At 32.0% G+C, this 16,125-nt stretch carries 17 protein-coding genes; 6 read left to right on the top strand and 11 right to left on the bottom strand.

What is annotated here, in order from left to right; translation table 11 throughout:
- Positions 1-7: 7 nt before the first annotated feature.
- The 4 genes from ACTTAQ_RS05150 to ACTTAQ_RS05135 are packed head-to-tail and all read right to left on the bottom strand — an operon-like array spanning position 8 to position 3,884.
- Positions 8-1,873 (bottom strand): LamG-like jellyroll fold domain-containing protein, encoded by a 1,866-nt coding sequence (locus tag ACTTAQ_RS05150; RefSeq protein ID WP_440696159.1) that lies wholly within the window; start codon positions 1,871-1,873, stop codon positions 8-10.
- Positions 1,873-2,505, bottom strand: coding sequence for a PilW family protein (locus ACTTAQ_RS05145; protein WP_440696157.1), 633 nt, complete (start codon positions 2,503-2,505; stop codon positions 1,873-1,875). Before ACTTAQ_RS05145 ends, ACTTAQ_RS05150 begins: the two co-directional genes overlap by 1 nt.
- On the bottom strand, positions 2,495-3,358 hold the full coding sequence (locus ACTTAQ_RS05140) for a type IV pilus modification PilV family protein (RefSeq protein WP_440696155.1): 864 nt from the start codon (positions 3,356-3,358) through the stop codon (positions 2,495-2,497). Before ACTTAQ_RS05140 ends, ACTTAQ_RS05145 begins: the two co-directional genes overlap by 11 nt.
- Positions 3,312-3,884 (bottom strand): prepilin-type N-terminal cleavage/methylation domain-containing protein, encoded by a 573-nt coding sequence (locus ACTTAQ_RS05135; protein ID WP_440696153.1) that lies wholly within the window; start codon positions 3,882-3,884, stop codon positions 3,312-3,314. The genes ACTTAQ_RS05140 and ACTTAQ_RS05135 overlap by 47 nt, the downstream gene beginning before the upstream one ends.
- Positions 3,885-4,014: 130 nt before the next feature.
- Between ACTTAQ_RS05135 and ACTTAQ_RS05130 the strand changes: the two genes are divergently transcribed.
- Entirely contained in the window at positions 4,015-4,281 is a 267-nt protein-coding gene (locus ACTTAQ_RS05130) for a hypothetical protein (RefSeq protein WP_440696151.1), read from the top strand.
- Here the strand turns inward: ACTTAQ_RS05130 and ACTTAQ_RS05125 are convergent.
- The 5 genes from ACTTAQ_RS05125 to pilM are packed head-to-tail and all read right to left on the bottom strand — an operon-like array spanning position 4,266 to position 11,978.
- A complete protein-coding gene (locus ACTTAQ_RS05125; RefSeq protein WP_440696149.1) occupies positions 4,266-5,549 on the bottom strand; it encodes a type II secretion system F family protein in 1,284 nt (427 codons plus the stop codon). The two genes, ACTTAQ_RS05130 and ACTTAQ_RS05125, sit on opposite strands and share 16 nt — an antisense overlap.
- Before the next feature lie 3 nt (positions 5,550-5,552).
- A complete protein-coding gene (locus tag ACTTAQ_RS05120) occupies positions 5,553-7,298 on the bottom strand; it encodes a GspE/PulE family protein (RefSeq protein ID WP_440696147.1) in 1,746 nt (581 codons plus the stop codon).
- A gap of 26 nt (positions 7,299-7,324) precedes the next feature.
- Positions 7,325-8,959, bottom strand: coding sequence for a secretin N-terminal domain-containing protein (locus ACTTAQ_RS05115; RefSeq protein WP_440696145.1), 1,635 nt, complete (start codon positions 8,957-8,959; stop codon positions 7,325-7,327).
- Complete coding sequence (locus tag ACTTAQ_RS05110) at positions 8,959-10,221, bottom strand: LysM peptidoglycan-binding domain-containing protein (RefSeq protein WP_440696143.1); 1,263 nt, start codon at positions 10,219-10,221, stop codon at positions 8,959-8,961. Before ACTTAQ_RS05110 ends, ACTTAQ_RS05115 begins: the two co-directional genes overlap by 1 nt.
- Positions 10,222-10,223: 2 nt before the next feature.
- A complete protein-coding gene (gene pilM / locus ACTTAQ_RS05105; RefSeq protein ID WP_440696141.1) occupies positions 10,224-11,978 on the bottom strand; it encodes a pilus assembly protein PilM in 1,755 nt (584 codons plus the stop codon).
- Positions 11,979-12,114: 136 nt separating this feature from the next.
- Between pilM and ACTTAQ_RS05100 the strand changes: the two genes are divergently transcribed.
- The gene (locus ACTTAQ_RS05100; protein ID WP_440696139.1) at positions 12,115-13,104 is read left to right on the top strand and encodes a type IV pilus twitching motility protein PilT; all 990 of its coding nucleotides are present in this window, start codon (positions 12,115-12,117) and stop codon (positions 13,102-13,104) included.
- Here the strand turns inward: ACTTAQ_RS05100 and ACTTAQ_RS05095 are convergent, their stop codons facing one another.
- Positions 13,105-13,407, bottom strand: a complete 303-nt coding sequence (locus tag ACTTAQ_RS05095; protein ID WP_440696137.1) for a hypothetical protein — start codon at positions 13,405-13,407, stop codon at positions 13,105-13,107.
- A 20-nt stretch (positions 13,408-13,427) separates the two neighbouring features.
- Between ACTTAQ_RS05095 and ACTTAQ_RS05090 the strand changes: the two genes are divergently transcribed.
- Positions 13,428-13,748, top strand: a complete 321-nt coding sequence (locus ACTTAQ_RS05090; protein WP_009360355.1) for a hypothetical protein — start codon at positions 13,428-13,430, stop codon at positions 13,746-13,748.
- On the opposite strand, the gene ACTTAQ_RS05085 is transcribed toward ACTTAQ_RS05090, so the two are convergent.
- Positions 13,749-14,138, bottom strand: coding sequence for an ATP-binding protein (locus ACTTAQ_RS05085; protein ID WP_440696135.1), 390 nt, complete (start codon positions 14,136-14,138; stop codon positions 13,749-13,751).
- Positions 14,139-14,188: 50 nt separating this feature from the next.
- Between ACTTAQ_RS05085 and ACTTAQ_RS05080 the strand changes: the two genes are divergently transcribed.
- From ACTTAQ_RS05080 to ACTTAQ_RS05070, 3 genes are read left to right on the top strand one after another with little or no spacing between them, the layout of a single operon-like run.
- Complete coding sequence (locus ACTTAQ_RS05080) at positions 14,189-14,581, top strand: iron-sulfur cluster assembly scaffold protein (RefSeq protein ID WP_440696133.1); 393 nt, start codon at positions 14,189-14,191, stop codon at positions 14,579-14,581.
- Entirely contained in the window at positions 14,574-14,969 is a 396-nt protein-coding gene (locus ACTTAQ_RS05075; protein ID WP_440696131.1) for a SufE family protein, read from the top strand. Before ACTTAQ_RS05080 ends, ACTTAQ_RS05075 begins: the two co-directional genes overlap by 8 nt.
- A 42-nt stretch (positions 14,970-15,011) precedes the next feature.
- Positions 15,012-16,124: a UDP-N-acetylglucosamine--N-acetylmuramyl-(pentapeptide) pyrophosphoryl-undecaprenol N-acetylglucosamine transferase gene (locus tag ACTTAQ_RS05070; RefSeq protein WP_440696129.1), complete on the top strand. Its 1,113-nt coding sequence runs from the start codon at positions 15,012-15,014 to the stop codon at positions 16,122-16,124.
- Position 16,125 lies beyond the last annotated feature (1 nt).

Below are 16,125 nucleotides of genomic sequence, written 5' to 3'. Positions count from 1 at the left end.
GCAAAATTTATCTTATTCTCCAAGATACCGGGGTTAAAATTACTTTTTCTCTAGCAGAAAGATTTTTTGTAAATCCGTGGGTTTCATTAAAAAGTGGATTTGTATAATTAAGCTGAACTCTAACTCTTCTTACTCCTGGAGTATAAGTTTCTGGATTGTTGCCACAGTCATGCTCTTTACCGCAACTATCATAAAAAACATTGGTCAAACCCTGTTTAAATTGATCCATAGTAATTCCAGCTTGTGGTGTAATTCGAAGCGGTGTTGCATTACCATCAAAAGCTTGATTTACCGTCCATCCCGTTGGAATATTGGTAATATGAATACGATCCTCATTATTCATATAAATTGAATTTGAAGAACCATCAGTGAAAAAATTAAATTCTACGGTATTAGGAACTTGAGTTTGAGTAAAACCATAATCTGCAAGTGTAGTTCCAACCTCTCCTTCGGTACCAATATCACCTTTTACCACAGGGGCAGAAACAATTGATTCTAATGGTATAAGTTGTCCATCGGGTCCTCTACCGCACGATAAAATTCTGTAATAAGCAACATCCTCACCTGGAGGAACGTTTATCTCTGGAGTATCATTATGATCAGTTACTAACGGGTATTTTGCAAATGTTGATTGCCATTTTGTTTGATTGTCACCTGTCAAACTAAGTCCCATGACAGTTAAATGATTTTTGTCAGCATCAGCTTTGGTCGCATTATCATTTACAGTACTCCCGCTCCCTTCATTAAATTTATAATAACTCACCAAATTAGGTTCTGATCCTGTTAACCTTGTTCTATAATTATCAGCTATGTTTGATTGTGTTCTTGAATTGCTCCAAATTCTAACTTCCGTAATATTACCTAGCCAAGGCACACCTTGAAACTCTACACCATTGTTTTTTGCTGTAGTAACCGTATCTCCTGTCGTCCCTTCATCAAAACCATTAAGCCCATTACCAATAACTAATGGTAAATAATCTACACTCGTATCACCATCATCATTTTGATTTGGTAACAAATTCGATCCACTTGCGTCTGTTCCATAACTTGTGTCATTATTTGTAAAACTTGCGTTCCAAGTGCCAGTTAATGATCCGTTTTGATATATTCTAGTATTACCTGTTCCAGATCCTCCGTCCCAAACCCAGGCAAGATGTGTCCATTGTTTTCTTACGACATTTAAATTATTTGCAGGGTCAGTTGATGATAATTCGTATGCACCAATTCTTGGAGAATATTTATGATCGTAAGAATTATTATTAATTACTTTTAAAACAACATCCCAGTACCGTCCGTACTCCCAGGCATGCATATTATAATTCACATCATCCTTGTCGTTATAAACCCACATTTCAACTGTGAACTGATCATCTGGAAAATCTTTAAACTTTCTTACATAAGCACCTGAACGTGATTCACCTAAACCATTTGTAGCTCCGCCAGGACCAAAACCGCCAAAATATAAAGATCTGATATTATCAGCATATCTTTGAACAAAAACTTCATATTCTATGCCAGCAAATTTAGAATCTGTTCCTAAATTACCTTTGATCCATTTGGTAAAATGAATATCTTTTGTACTATCTGTGTAGCCATGACGGTTTAGGCATTGGTTATTCGAATTATCAATGTGCGAATTATTTTGGATATCAAGTAAAGAAAACTGATCTTTATTCATCTCTGTAAGTAACCAGTTCTTCGCTGCCTGAACACCTGTTTCTGATGCAAGTTTGATTTGCTGATACACACTATTTCTTGTCGTAGATTTTAATGCATTATCATAATAAAAATTCATTGATGCTGTCATCAAAGAGAGTGCAGCAACCACTGCAATTACAAAAACAAGAACAAAACCTTTTTGATTATTTTTCATTAATAACTCACATTCCTCATAAATGCTGCAGCATTATATTTTTCAACAATTTTTTTTCCAGGATCTTCAAGTTCAATATCAAAATTTAAAATATTATTTTTTTTTTGAATTTTAAATTTTTTAAAATTTTTAGCTACCGGTTCCCAAGATAAAGGCATAGTATCATCATCATTTAAGTTACAGTTATTAGAATCATAAACTCTTTTTTTTAAAATAGTTTTTTCAGTATCACTGGATTGTTCAGTTCCAATTTCATATTCAACGATTTTTCTTTGAACTGTTCCATCATTATTTTCATGATCAAAACAAGCAGAAACACGATCTGCATCATTGCCATCAGAAACTGCGTTATTTGAAGTGTCAAATAATCGAATTGCATTTGCGTCCGTTATATCTGAAGTAGAGTCTATGTGTTTGTACCCCGCCATTCTTAAATCTAGTTGTAACGAATGAATTGCAAATCGTACTTCTTGTTTAATAACGCTATGATTTAGTTGTCTTACAAATGTTTGTTGGAAATTGTTATAAATAAAATAGGCAGTACCCATCACAATAGTTGAAATTATCACGGCCATCAATGCTTCAGCTAATGACATACCCTTTTGAAATTTAGGATTATTATTAAGAACCATTGGTATAATGTCTCCTAAATATCTCTGTGATATTATCTTGTTTAATTGTAATTGTAACTTGAGTCTTATTGACGGATGTAAATTGATCTACTCCACTGACTTGATCTGTTACCCCATCATTATTATCGTCAACGGGAATATTTACGGTAACCTCATCAACCTCAATTAACCTCTTATCATCTGTTAGTGCACGACCTAAATGATTGTTTAAAAGATCGCCCCACTTTTCTAAACTTGTAACTAGATCTGATGACAAAGAGGATTTGTAAGTACTGTCTTGATACTTTAATAAGTCTAAATCATCATATGGATCCAAAGATCCATTTGCATTTAAAGTGAATGTAAGTTTAGCGTTAGCAACAGCATTACTAGCTAAACTTAGGTTTGGTGATGTATCTGGAATATCTGACCTTTTTACAGTTAAAGTTGATCTTGTATTTGTTAAACTTGTAGCAGCTGTAATTTCATAAGTGCCAGGTACTCCAGCTATTACAAATCGATCTCCAACTTCAGGAACTGATGTTAAGGCACTAATCACAATTGATTGAGTTGATCCTCCAGAGGGATTTGTATTTTGAAAAACAACTGGATCTCCATATTGATTTGGTTTTGGTGCATAAACTGCATTCAATTCTTCAAAAACTAAATCTACAGCATAAGCTGCTTTGTCAAATTTTCTAAGAAGAGTGAAACGTTTTTCTTGCTCAGACTGCAATGTCATAAACACAATAACTGATACCGCAAGTATTGTTGAAGCGGTAATGGCTTCAATAATGGATAAACCTTTTTGTTTTTTAAATTTATTTTTAATCAATCCTATCTCCAATATTAAAAAAACCTGATGAATACACATTTAAAAAATCAGCTTTACCACCTGCTCGGTTTGAAGCAGTTATTGATCCTCTAGCATTTTCAGGCATGGTTGCATTAGGTAATATACAAAAATAATTATTTGCATTTGATACAGCAGTGCAGTTTCCTGTTAATGATGTACATTTTTTTATCGTAAAATGCTCAAGGTCTTTCGTTAAATCATCAACTTTAGCACCATTATTTCCTACTCCAGAAAAACTTGAACAAGGTGGAGAAGAGTCTTTGTGAAATTCTGTATTAAAACGATTTAAACTTTCATCTCTATACACTTCTAATTCAGCAGTATTATCTGTATCATTATTTACAATCTTAATTCGATATGCATTTCCATCCTCCATGGCCATTTGTCGAACCAAATTAAATTGAGACCTAACAATTGAAATATCTCCTTGATAATTTTCACTAACACCAAAATTATTTATTGCTGGGAGGCCAATTCCAACGACAATTGAAGCAACTGCAATAACAACTAATAATTCGAGAATACTAAAACCATTGCGATTCATATTTATTATAGTATGTTTTTTTATAATGAATTGGTCAATTTTAAAAACTAAGTTTTTCCTTCGGGTTTACCTTATGGTAACTTTTTCATGCATGGTCAATATGGTTTCGGGAAAAATTTTACTAATTTCGATGAAACATTTTATAATCGCTTCCAAAGTAGGATTGGTATGTGCCGGAGGCTTTGCATTAGTTACCTTGCTAACTTCTAAACTTATGCAGAATAAATATTTTTTAGCAGGGTACGTTTTTTTAGCTACTGGGATAATTGATTATTTTACCCATCCAACACATTTTGGAGCTCACTACACTGAAGCGGTTACAACTGGACTTGGAGCAGCTTTAATATCTATTATAGTTTCTTTTATTTTAGATAAAAAAAATCAGCCAACAGCCTGACCCACGCTGAATATTGGAAGGTACAAGGCCACCATCAATAAACCTATAATAGCACCAATTACCACAATCATTAAAGGTTCGATGATTGATGATAAAGCGGCAACAACACCATCAAATTCTTCTTCATAATATACAGCAATAGATTTAAACATTTCTTCCATATTTCCTGTTTTTTCACCAACCGCCGTAAGTTGGGATAAAGCCAGAGGAAATACATGTGTTTCATTTTTTAATAGTTCTGACAATGTCTGACCTGTTACAATTTTTTTTGAAATTCTCTCTATAGCATATGCAAAAACTAAATTAGTTGTGACTGTTTGAGCAATTCTTAAAGTTTCTATAATGCTTACACCGGCTCTCGTCAGGTTTTCCATAATCATACACATTCTGGAAACTGTAGACTTGATAATTAAATCTCCAAATAAAGGAAATTTTAAAAATCTTTTATGCATCATGTGCCTAAAACTTTCAATGTTGTTATATAAAAATTTGTAAATAAACCTGACTACAAAAATAGTAATTGCAATTCTTAATATATTACCTCCATCTGCAATAAACCGACTTGCATCTACTATAATTAAAGTTGGACCAGGTAATTTAACTCCCATATTTGCATACATCTTTTCAAAGACTGGAACTACTTTCCATAACATGAATATGGTAATTGTGGTTGCAACTGTAAGAAGCATGATTGGGTAAAAAAGAGCGCTTTTAATACCTGATTTAATTTTTTGATTTTTCTCTAAAAGTTCAACTAGCTTAATTAAAAATTCATCTAACTTACCACTAGCTTCTCCTGCTGAAATCATATTAATATATATATTATCAAAAATTTTTGGATGTTTTTTAAAAGCATCTGTTAAGTTCATTCCAGAATTTAAATCTTTAACAATATTATGAGCTGTCATTTTCATTTTCATATGTACAGTTTGATCTCTAATCATCATAATAGACTCTAAAATTGGAAGGCCGGCCTTAATCATGGTTGATACTTTTTTTGTAAATTGAAGTAGTTCTTTCGCTGGAACAGTTGCCCAGGGTCCAAAGTTTAAATAAATCTGACCACCTTTAAAAATAATTGGTGCATTACTTACTGGAATATCAACAATCTCATTAGTTTTATTTTTACTTGCAGTTGCTTTTTTTATTCCAGTTACAATAATTTTTTTTTGTCGAAGAGCTAAAGAAGCTGCTTTTGGATCAGAAGCGTTAATTTCTCCATTAACCCTTTTTCCAGCCTGGACACCTGAGTATGCAAATGTTGCCATAGACTATGTAACTAATATCCTTGAATATTCATGGATATCAATTACTCCGCTTTTAATGAAACCACGACCAATATCTTGCATGGTTTTAAAACCACCTTTTACGGCAACCTCCAGGAGTTCATCACCTCTAGCATCTCTTAAAATTGCAGATTCCAATTCCGGCGTTTTTTTTAAAACTTCATAGATTCCTTGACGACCTTTGTAGCCAGTGTTGTTACACTCTCCACAACCTTGTCCTTTTTTGGCTTTAAATGTTGATAGCTCTTCTTGTTTAAAACCTAGTTTTAATAAACTTGGTTCAGTAGCCTGATCATCTTCAACTAAACAACTTTGACATGATTTTCTTGCAAGACGCTGAGCAACAATAAGGGTTAATGCAGACGCAACCATAAAATTTGGAACACCCATATTTGTCAATCTTACTACAGTTGATACAGCGTCATTAGTATGAAGCGTACTTAGAAGTAAGTGACCAGTCAACGCTGCTTTGATTGCAATATTTACAGTATTTTTATCCCTGATCTCTCCAACCAATATAACTTCTGGATCTTGTCTTAAGAATGATTTTAAAATGCTTTCAAAAGTTAATCCAATTTCTTCATTGGCTTGAACTTGGCCCACACCTTTTAGATAAAATTCAACTGGATCTTCTGCAGTCATGATATTTTTTCCAGGACTATTAATTTTTTTAATACAGCCATAAAGCGTTGTACTTTTACCACTCCCTGTTGGTCCGGTTACAAGTACCATTCCTTGTGGCGCGGTTATTGCACTCACTAAATTTTTATAATCTTCAGGATCAAGTCCTATCTGTTCGAGACCAAGATCAGGGCCAGCTGCAAGTAAACGCATAACAACTCGCTCACCTTCTTTTGCTGGAAGACAAGAAAATCTCACGTCAATATCTTCATCATCTGCACTTTTAGGTTTTGGATTTTTAAATTGTAATTTACCATCTTGGGGCAAACGCCTTTCAGAAATATCACATCCCGCCATGATTTTAAGTCTGGTAATTATGGCATTATAATTTTCCATTAAAAAACTAGTAAACTGAGATTGCTCTTGTAATACTCCATCTTTTCTAAAACGAATTCTAGCTTCGCCTCGTCTATAAGGCTCGATATGAATATCTGAAGTACCTGTATTAAAAGATTCTAATAATATTGCATCAACAAAAGATACTACATCACCTTCGCCAGGCTTAACACCTCTTGCACCTGGTATTTTAATACCTTGAGCCATAGGTTTAGGTTTTGTGGCAGATTGATCTGGTCCACCTGTAGACTTTAAAGCCTCAACAACTACTTTAAACTTTTTCGCACTTTCAATATTTGAAGGTTTGGCAACATAAATTTCTATGTTACAACCAGTCATACTTTTCATCTTGCTTGATAATGTTGATTTGGTTGGATCAAAAATCGCAACTTTCAAAATTTTTCCAACTAAATCAAATGGTATTATTTCATTTTGTTGAATAAAATCTTTTGGTAATTTTGCTAACGCTTCTTTTTTTACAGTTTGTTCAGTTAACTGAATTTTTCTTAATGCATAATTTCTTGAGATTGCCGCTACAATATCATCTTCTGTAATTTTTTTATCTTCAATTAAATAATGCAAAATTCCAAGTGGTACTTTGCCATTTCCATCGTGTTTTTTCTTGGCCTCTGCAATCATTGGATCAGATAATTTACCCATAGTTTTTAGAAGGGCAGAAACTTTTAAACTTATTTCAGGAGTAATTGACGGCATGTTGAAAATATAAAGATTTAGCTAATTTATACAATATTAGCAGTAACAAATATTAACAGCTGAGATTTAGTATCGCTTTTAGTCTTCTTTTTAAAAAACTCACCCAAAACAGGAATTCTATGCAGTAAAGGTACAAATATAATATCGTCTTGTTTTGTATTTTTGTAAACTCCACCTAAAATAGCAACATCTCCATTATTTAACACCACCGTTGAAGTAACATTCTCCGTATTTTTAGGTGTGTTAGCATCTGTTCCTCCCTGGCCAAGAGAATCGTTCGCTAGAGAAATTTGCAATCTTACCTTATCGCCAACAATTGTTGGAGTTACTCCAAAATTTAATGTGAAATCTAAAGTTTCAAAACCACCGGCATCCCCTCCAGAAGCAGGGACTGATCTTACTTGCTGGGTACCTTGACTAATGGTTGCCTGTTGGCCATCTATTGCAAAAATCTTTGGATTAGAAATAGTTTCGGAATTTGTATCAGATACTGATGCGGCTATAGTTGCTGATAACAAAGCTCGACCAATACTTCCAATAATTAGTGTTCCTCCTTGCAAAGTTGGAGCGGTTAAAGACGTATCAGCACTCGGACTTGGTGTTCCAACTTCTAATTGGTTACCCTGAGGGTTAGTTGCACCAATTATAGTTCCGATACCGCTTTGATTACCTCCTCTAAAATCTCCAGCTGCAGTCGAGCTTATCATCTCTAAATTTGCATCAAACTTTTTTGCAAATCCATCCTCGGCATTCACTATAAAAGCTTCAATCATGACTGATTTACGTTCAATATCAATTTTATCTAAAAGTTTTTCAGTTTGATCCAACTGTTGTTTAGTTCCAGTAATAATTAGTTGATTATTAATAGCATCATTTGTTACTGATAAACCATCAACTACAGCATTTAAACTTGCAATTAAATCCTGTGATGTTTGATTAAAAACTTTAAAAATTTCTGTAGAGGTTTCTTCTTCTACAGATTGAGTTGCGGTTCCAGTTACATCTGTAGCTGAGCTGACTGGTGCAGTTGATACACTATCATTTCCAAGAGACTCTAAATTTTTATTTATTGTATTTGTGTTATCAATATTTTGTTTTTCTAAATCTATAAATTTCTTTTTCGTATGCACTCTTAACATTCCAGATGATTGATCATGTAACATTACAAGATTATTCATTTCCAGAATTGCATAAACTGCTGAACCCCATTTAATATCTTGAAAGTCAACTGTGATATTTCCGCTTACCTCGTCTCCAATGATGAGGTTTCTTTTTGCAATACTAGAAAATAATTTAAGGGCCGATCTGATACTCATTGAGTCAAACTTCAAAGTTACAGGAATTGTCTCAAGAGTTTTGATTGGTAAATTTAAATCAATAATATCTTTTGGCCCTGAAGAAACTTCAGTGACCGAAGGCTGATCTATAGGAATTCTTCTTTTTGAAGTTGCTTTCTTTTTAGATTTAAACGAATTAACCTGCTTTAAAAACTCGTCTGAATTTTTCTTTAATTCTTTAATTGAATTCTTTACATCAAAATTTTCAATATCTTGCTTAGTTGTTTTATCATCTCTTTTAGAGGCCATATCAGGTCTCTTTTTTCCGCAAGAAGCCGTGAAAATCAAAAGTACAGATAAAGTTAAAACAAAAATTTTTCTCATTATCTAAATAAATCCTCTACATTCGTTATTGAGTTTTCTTCGCTTGAAGCTGACTCTTGCGTCGATGGTGTTTGGGCTGCAGATGATGCTTCAGAACCTGGCTCAGCCGAAGTTTCTCCAGTTGGAGTAGCTGCAGTGCCTGTTGAAGAAGGTACAGTAGGTACTTGGGGTATTGATGCAACTTGATTTACAATTGGTGCATTAATTTGAAATGAAAACTCTTCATAATTTTCTAAAACTTTCATTTCGTGGTTTGTGATTTTAACAATCTTACCACCGTTTTTCCCTAACTTATCTCCTTCTCTAACCATAAATTGATTTCCACGAATTTCAATAATTGCTAAATTTTTTGGATTAATTGTATAATTTAATAAACCTCTTTTTGTTTTCATGATTTCTACATTTAAAACCGGGTTCACAAAGATAGGTATCTTTACATATTGTCCTTTATTCAATTTATCATTTCTCGAAAGGTTATTTATTTTTAAAACTTCCTTCTTGGTTCTGTTAAATTTTTTGGAAATTTGCTCTATAGTTTCCTCGGAATTAGTTCTGTAAACATAAAAAGGTAACAACAATTTTTCACCTAATTGAAGTTCATCACCAGGCATCAAATTATTAAAACCAATTAAATCTTTTAATTCTAAACTATAAATTTCAGCAATCATTTCTAAAGATTGACCTTTTTGAACTTTATGTACTCTTGCAGGTAAAGTTATTCTGGTTCCCATAATAAGTTTTGAACCAGGAACAATTGAATTTGCGATTTTTAATTCTTGAGACGCATAACCATATCTTGCTGCAATACTTTCGATGGTATCATTTTGATTAACAATATGAGTAGTTTTTATGTTCCCATAATCAACTTTTTGAGCCGATCCTTCTCTATTGAACGCAACCATATTTAAATCTTGAGCTGCATTAAGGGCTGTTCCTTTTAATGTATACTCAACTAAATCGTAAGCAATTAATGGATTAGGCGCTAATATATTTCCAATCGGTTCAAGCTTGCTTAACACAGGTTGTGATACAGGTTGCTGCACTTGATTTACTGGAATTTCAGTTTGAGAAACTGCCTCTTGCTGAGTGGCATCATTATTTTCTGCTGATTTTTCTTTGTTGTTTTCATTTTCACTTGATGCCTGATTAAGCTCGCTGCCATCACCTAAACTTCTTGTAAAAGGGTCCTCCACATTCGCGAGTAAAGCTTTGTTTGAAAATATAAATATAATAAAAAGTAGTAATAAAATTTTTTTAATCATAATTATTTTTTCTTAATAATTTTATCTAACACTTTAAAGTTATCAAATTTCTCACCTTCTATCGGTGCCATAGCAATAGTTGCTGAGAATTTTTTTGTAATATCTTCATTGGGTAAAGTCTTTGGAGCGCTCTTTCCTTTTTCACTATAAAGAATAGTTCTGTCTTGTTCAGTGAAATTGGTAACGTTATTTACTTTTGCTTCTTTTACAATTTCAGCTGCAGAAAACTTATCAATCATTTGAATGATAGACTGGTCATCTTTAGCAACACCGTCTATTTCAACTCGTCTTTTGTCATTAATTTCAAATTTTGTTAATCTTACATTTTCTGGAACATTTGTAGATAAAGATGCTATTAATTCAGCAGTCGTTTTTTTATTTTCACCAAAATAATTTGAGGTGCTGACTTGTCCAGTTATCTTTCCAACTTTACCCTGGAAAGCTTGGACAAGCTGTTCCTTAGATTGAACATCTTGTGTTATTCCAGCTAATTTAGAAATTTCCGACGAATTATCTAAAATTGTAAAAAGACTTCCAACAACTAAATGAATGCTTCCAAAGAAAAAAATTAAAAAACTTATCACATAACAATATTTAGAAAATGAATTTGCTTTTCTATTGATTTTTAATTGGTCGGCTCTTGGAATTAAATTGAAATCATACATCTGATTTTCATTAACGACATTATAAGCATTTAACTTTCTTACTCCCGCACCAATACAATTAATTGTTTTTGATTTATTTGGTAAAGCATCTAAATATTTTTTTTCATCATCTTCAAATGTTATACTTTCTTCAGGATCGTAAGTTTTAATAACTACTTCCCCAAATTGTTTCTCTAATCCGGCAAAGAGATTTTTTGTTTTAGGTTTGTCCGTTACAACATTTACCAAAGAAATTGGTTCACATTCATACTGAGTTTCAAACTCAACTAAGCCTTGTTTAATTTGTGATGCGAGACGATCAAAAATCTCATCCCAAAATTCAGTTGTAACATCTTCAATATCCTCAATCGTATCTAAAAGCACCTGATCTGCTTCAACAATATTAATATCTGAAATATTCAAACCTTTATTAGAACAAACAGTTAAATAACTATTATCTTTACTGTAATTAAAAATAGCAACAGGACTATCAAATCCTTCTTTTCCAAGTGAAGCGTATAGTGCATTTATTTGAGATGCAGGATTAATATCAATGATAATTGGATTAAGTCCTGCTAATCTGAAAATATTAACATAAGCTTCAACTAATTTTTTTTCAATTGTAACGAGAGCAACATTCATAACGCCTAATTCTTCATTAGATGAAATGATTTGATAACTTGTTTCAAACTCCTCTAAAGTCTCAGGTGTTTCATCAAACTGTTCCCAAAAGCCCCCAAGACTAACTGTCTCTGCTAAGTCCTTCGGATCCATAAGTGGAATTTGAAGATTATAAAAAGTTGTGCTTAATTTATCTAAAGTAATCGCAACATCTTTGGTTTTAGTATCAATAGAATCTAAGCAGTTTTTTATTTGATCACTCAGATAAGTTGATGCTGAATAAATATCTTGATCTTTTCCAATTCCTGCAATTTGTTGATAGGTATAATCTTTTACCTGCCAAATTTTTTTCTTATAAACAAGTTCGATTAATTGAATTTCATTGTCTTTGAAAGCAACACCTAAAATTTTTTCTCCATTTAATGAGATTTTTCCTAATTTTTGAAAAATAGGTTCTAAATTTTTATTTAATAGTTCAGTTATGTTAGCCATCTCTATTTAAAAACAAATCAACTATGCGTTGTAAATGTAACATTAGTTAATTAGTGTTTATTTTCAATGCTTTTATTGGTAATGCTAGATTCTTGAGACTCAAATTAATGTTGTTAATCAAAGGTTTTAGACTGTCATGTTAGAAGGCTTACTTCGGGACTTACCTAAGCAATACGACTTATCCGATATTCATATCAGATCGAATCAACCCATCGCGATAAGAGAAAATGGTGAAATAAAAGTTTTTAATGAAAACGTAATTAAAAGAGAAGATTTAGAAAGTTATTGGAAAAAAGCGTTAGATAAATCTCAATTTGATTACTTGATCAATAATGGAGATTTAGATTTTGCAATTGTTGTTGATGGACAAAGATTTCGTGCCAACGGTTATTATTGTTCTTATGGACCAAGTATGGTGCTCAGAAAAATTGTAACTGAAATTCCTGATATTAATAAACTTGGACTACCTGAAGCGGCACATGTTGCTATCACTCATAAGACAGGTTTAGTTTTAGTTACAGGTCAAACTGGATCTGGTAAATCAACTTCGCTTGCTGCAATGATTGATCAAATCAATTCAAACCGTGCAGAAAATATTATTACCATTGAAGATCCGATAGAATTTGTTCACCCTGCAAAGAAAAGTATTATTTCGCAAAGGGAAGTTGGAAAAGATACAGGTAGCTTTGCACGAGCATTAAAGTCTGCACTAAGACAAGATCCTGATGTTATTCTTGTGGGTGAGATGAGAGATTTGGAAACTATTTCTTTAGCATTAACTGCTGCCGAAACAGGTCACTTAGTTTTTGGAACATTACACGCAAGTAATGCAGGATCAACTATTACAAGAATACTTGACGTATTTCCTGCCGCACAAAAAACTCAAGCTCAAACTATGCTTGCGGGATCAATTAGACTAGTAATGTCTCAACAATTATTAAAAAGAAAAGGTGGCGGAAGAATAGGTTGTCATGAGATTATGACAGGGACACCAGCAATAAGAAATTTAATTCGTGAAGGAAAAGTTGAACAAATTCCATCTACACTTCAAACATCTGCAAAAGATGGGATGTTTACGATGGAAAAATGTTTAGAAGGCCTCAAACAAAAAGGTCTAGTTGAATAATTATTTTTTTATGTCTGGTTTTTCAACAAAACGTTGTTGAGGAAATTCAGCTGTAAAAGTTCCAGTTCCTTTGCACTGATTTTTAGTATTTTCTCCTCTGCCCCGATTATCCGTAGTTGCTTTTGGTAATGTAGAACCATTACAATCTAAATCTAATTGGACATTGCCAACAACTTTTACAGTAATTTCCTTAAATGTTATTCCTTTGGCAACTGTTTCTGTGCTAAAGTTATTATAAATAAAACTTGCAAACAAAAATGCAAAAAAAGCTAATGCAAAAACTTTTAAATCTCTTTTATTCATCAATACTTATTTTAATAACAATGCTTTTATTTAGCAATCAATCTTTTGCTAATATTTATGGAATAGATTGTTCAAATAAAAAAGGGACAACAAAATGGGTTTATTCCTTTAAGAGAAAAGCTATCGTTTTATATGAGCAAGATAGCAAAAAAACTAAAGTTAAATTTGAAATTAAAAAAGAAACTCCAAGCTTTTTAGAAGCCAAAGGAACATTAAATGACTTTAAAACAACAGTTACCTTTGATATTGGAAAAAAAGAAGTCACTGTTTTACAATCAGCAATTCAAGGTAAGAACTATTTCATGCAGTGTTCTGAGCCAAAAGTTTTAAAGCAAGAATAATTAAAATGTTAAAGTAAGCTTGGTTCCACCACCTTCATCCATGTGCTGGTAATCAACTTTTTCACAAATATTTCTAATAAAATGAACGCCGAGTCCTCCTGGTTTTACATCATCTAGTTCTCTTGGTTTAATTTGTTCAATTGGAACCTGTTTACCATAATCTCTAATTTGAATAATTAAATTTGGATCTTTAACCTCAAAAGTTACATCAATTTTTTTATCTTTTTCTAAATTATATGCATACCTAATAACGTTTTGAACAGCTTCATCAGTTGCAAGAATAACGCTGTCCCGGTCTACTTTTTGAAATCCTTTTTCTTTAATAAAAGATTTAAGGTGATCTCTAACTATTTTTAAATTTGATGGATCTGATAAAATACTAAAATTCATATATTTTAATTAATAATACTTTAATCTATAACAATTCATAAAGAATAACCATGAATGAAAAAAAAATTATTCAAATTGCAGCAAACACAAAAAGTTTTGGTTTAGAAAAGAAATTTCCTTTAAAAGCAAAGTCAAAAAATAAAGTTTGTGGTGATGAAATTTCAGTTGAGGTGAATAAAGATATCAATGAAATGAGATTTGAGACTCAATCTTGTATCTTTACCCAAGCCTCAGCAGCTATTCTTGCTAATCATTTAGATAAAATTCATAAACTTGGGTTAGAAAATGTTCTTGATGCAATCAAAAAAAAACTTAACGGTGAGACGGTAGATTTGCCAATACAAATTAAAGATTTAGATTTTTTAACTCATAAAGATCACAAAACTAGAAAAGAGTGTATTGCACTACCCTTTAATGCTGTCATAAAAGCAATTCATGATTAAAGATTTAATTAAAGCAAAGGGTGATGAAATTTCTGTATTGGAAGGGACAGATCGACTTCAGTATTTAATTGATCTTGCTAAAGAAGCTGGTGCTTTAGAGGATAAATATAAAGTTGATCAAAATAAAATATTTGGGTGCGCATCTAATCTTTGGGTTGTAGGAGAAAAAGATAACGGAAATATGAAATATCAATTTGATGCAGATGCTTTTATAACAAAAGGGACAACTAAATTTGTAATTGATATTTTGAATAATCAATCCGCTGAAGAAATTTCAAAATTATCTAAAGAAGACTTTAAACCCCTTGGTATTATGGAGCTTCTCACTGCTCAACGCCAAAGTGGATTGAGTAATTTATTAGATTTCTTGATTAAACTGGCTAAATAATCAACATAATGTTGCCAGAAACAATATTCAAAAAACATTGATATGAAAAAAATTATTCTTTGTACAGGTGGTACAGGTGGGCATATCTTTCCAATGATTGCGCTCTATGAAGAATTAAAAAAAAATCACAAAGTTAAAATTATTACAGATAGTAGAGCCATAAAATATTTAGATCAGGTTGATGATTTAACAATTATTCCAGCAGAAAGTCCTTACCGAAAAAAAAGCTTTATACATTTTATAAAATCAGCATTTATTATTTTTATTTCAATGATTAAAAGTTTTTTTATCATTTTTTTTTATAAACCAAATATCGTGGTTGGATCAGGTGGCTATGTTTCGTTTCCAGTATTAATGATCGCAAGATTTTTAAAAATTAAGTTTTTTCTTTATGAAACCAATTCTGTTTTAGGTAGAGTGAACCAATTATTTTTACCTCATTGTTATAAATTATTGACTGGATATGAGCTTATTTCCTCATTTCCAGAAAAGTTTAATGACAAAATGATTTATGTAGGCCAGCTTGTTAGGTCGCAATTTAATAAAATTAATGAAGAAGGATTATTTTATGGAAAAACATCAAAAGAAGATGAGGCATTAAATATATTGATATTAGGTGGTAGCCAGGGTGCAAAAGTATTTGGTGAAAAACTTCCCGAAAAATTTCTTTCTTTGGCGAAGAAAAATGTGAAACTTTCTTTGAGTCAACAAGTTCAAGAAGATCAAATAAAAAAAGTTGGCAGTTATTATGAAAATAATATCAAAGCCTTTCAGATTAATGAAAAAAAACTCGGATTTAGCTTTATGCTTTTTACCTTTTCTAATCAGATTGAAGATTTTGTTAAAAAAGCAGATATAGTTATTTGTAGATCAGGTTCATCAACTTTGTCTGAACTTGCAAGTGCAAACAAACCTTTTATTGCTGTACCATTAAAAAATTCTTTAGATAATCATCAACATCACAATGCAAAGTATTATGCCGATCAGGAGTGTTGTTGGTTAGTTGAAGATAATCAAGAGATGGGTTTTAAAATTGAAAGAATAATTGAAAATGTTTTTCGAACAAGAGTTTTGCTTAATCATAAAATCGAAAATTTAATTAAGTTAAAAAGAGGAAACCCAATAGATAATTTTATAAACCAAATTACAAAATAAA

Origin of the sequence: Candidatus Pelagibacter sp. HIMB109 (assembly GCF_052048155.1) — a bacterium.
Classification (GTDB): Bacteria; Pseudomonadota; Alphaproteobacteria; order Pelagibacterales; family Pelagibacteraceae; genus HIMB114.
Note: the sequence above shows the minus strand (reverse complement) of the source record. Positions and strands in the feature narration are given on the sequence as shown.

Excerpts from the sequence above, each read along its gene's own strand:
- ACTTAQ_RS05150 (WP_440696159.1), bottom strand. The coding sequence starts at position 1,873 with ATGAAAAATAATCAAAAAGGTTTTGTTCTTGTTTTTGTAATTGCAGTG.
- ACTTAQ_RS05145 (WP_440696157.1), bottom strand. The coding sequence starts at position 2,505 with ATGGTTCTTAATAATAATCCTAAATTTCAAAAGGGTATGTCATTAGCT.
- ACTTAQ_RS05140 (WP_440696155.1), bottom strand. The coding sequence starts at position 3,358 with ATGTGTATTCATCAGGTTTTTTTAATATTGGAGATAGGATTGATTAAA.
- ACTTAQ_RS05135 (WP_440696153.1), bottom strand. The coding sequence starts at position 3,884 with ATGAATCGCAATGGTTTTAGTATTCTCGAATTATTAGTTGTTATTGCA.
- ACTTAQ_RS05130 (WP_440696151.1), top strand. The coding sequence starts at position 4,015 with ATGAAACATTTTATAATCGCTTCCAAAGTAGGATTGGTATGTGCCGGA.
- ACTTAQ_RS05125 (WP_440696149.1), bottom strand. The coding sequence starts at position 5,549 with ATGGCAACATTTGCATACTCAGGTGTCCAGGCTGGAAAAAGGGTTAAT.
- ACTTAQ_RS05120 (WP_440696147.1), bottom strand. The coding sequence starts at position 7,298 with ATGCCGTCAATTACTCCTGAAATAAGTTTAAAAGTTTCTGCCCTTCTA.
- ACTTAQ_RS05115 (WP_440696145.1), bottom strand. The coding sequence starts at position 8,959 with ATGAGAAAAATTTTTGTTTTAACTTTATCTGTACTTTTGATTTTCACG.
- ACTTAQ_RS05110 (WP_440696143.1), bottom strand. The coding sequence starts at position 10,221 with ATGATTAAAAAAATTTTATTACTACTTTTTATTATATTTATATTTTCA.
- pilM (WP_440696141.1), bottom strand. The coding sequence starts at position 11,978 with ATGGCTAACATAACTGAACTATTAAATAAAAATTTAGAACCTATTTTT.
- ACTTAQ_RS05100 (WP_440696139.1), top strand. The coding sequence starts at position 12,115 with ATGTTAGAAGGCTTACTTCGGGACTTACCTAAGCAATACGACTTATCC.
- ACTTAQ_RS05095 (WP_440696137.1), bottom strand. The coding sequence starts at position 13,407 with ATGAATAAAAGAGATTTAAAAGTTTTTGCATTAGCTTTTTTTGCATTT.
- ACTTAQ_RS05090 (WP_009360355.1), top strand. The coding sequence starts at position 13,428 with ATGCTTTTATTTAGCAATCAATCTTTTGCTAATATTTATGGAATAGAT.
- ACTTAQ_RS05085 (WP_440696135.1), bottom strand. The coding sequence starts at position 14,138 with ATGAATTTTAGTATTTTATCAGATCCATCAAATTTAAAAATAGTTAGA.
- ACTTAQ_RS05080 (WP_440696133.1), top strand. The coding sequence starts at position 14,189 with ATGAATGAAAAAAAAATTATTCAAATTGCAGCAAACACAAAAAGTTTT.
- ACTTAQ_RS05075 (WP_440696131.1), top strand. The coding sequence starts at position 14,574 with ATGATTAAAGATTTAATTAAAGCAAAGGGTGATGAAATTTCTGTATTG.
- ACTTAQ_RS05070 (WP_440696129.1), top strand. The coding sequence starts at position 15,012 with ATGAAAAAAATTATTCTTTGTACAGGTGGTACAGGTGGGCATATCTTT.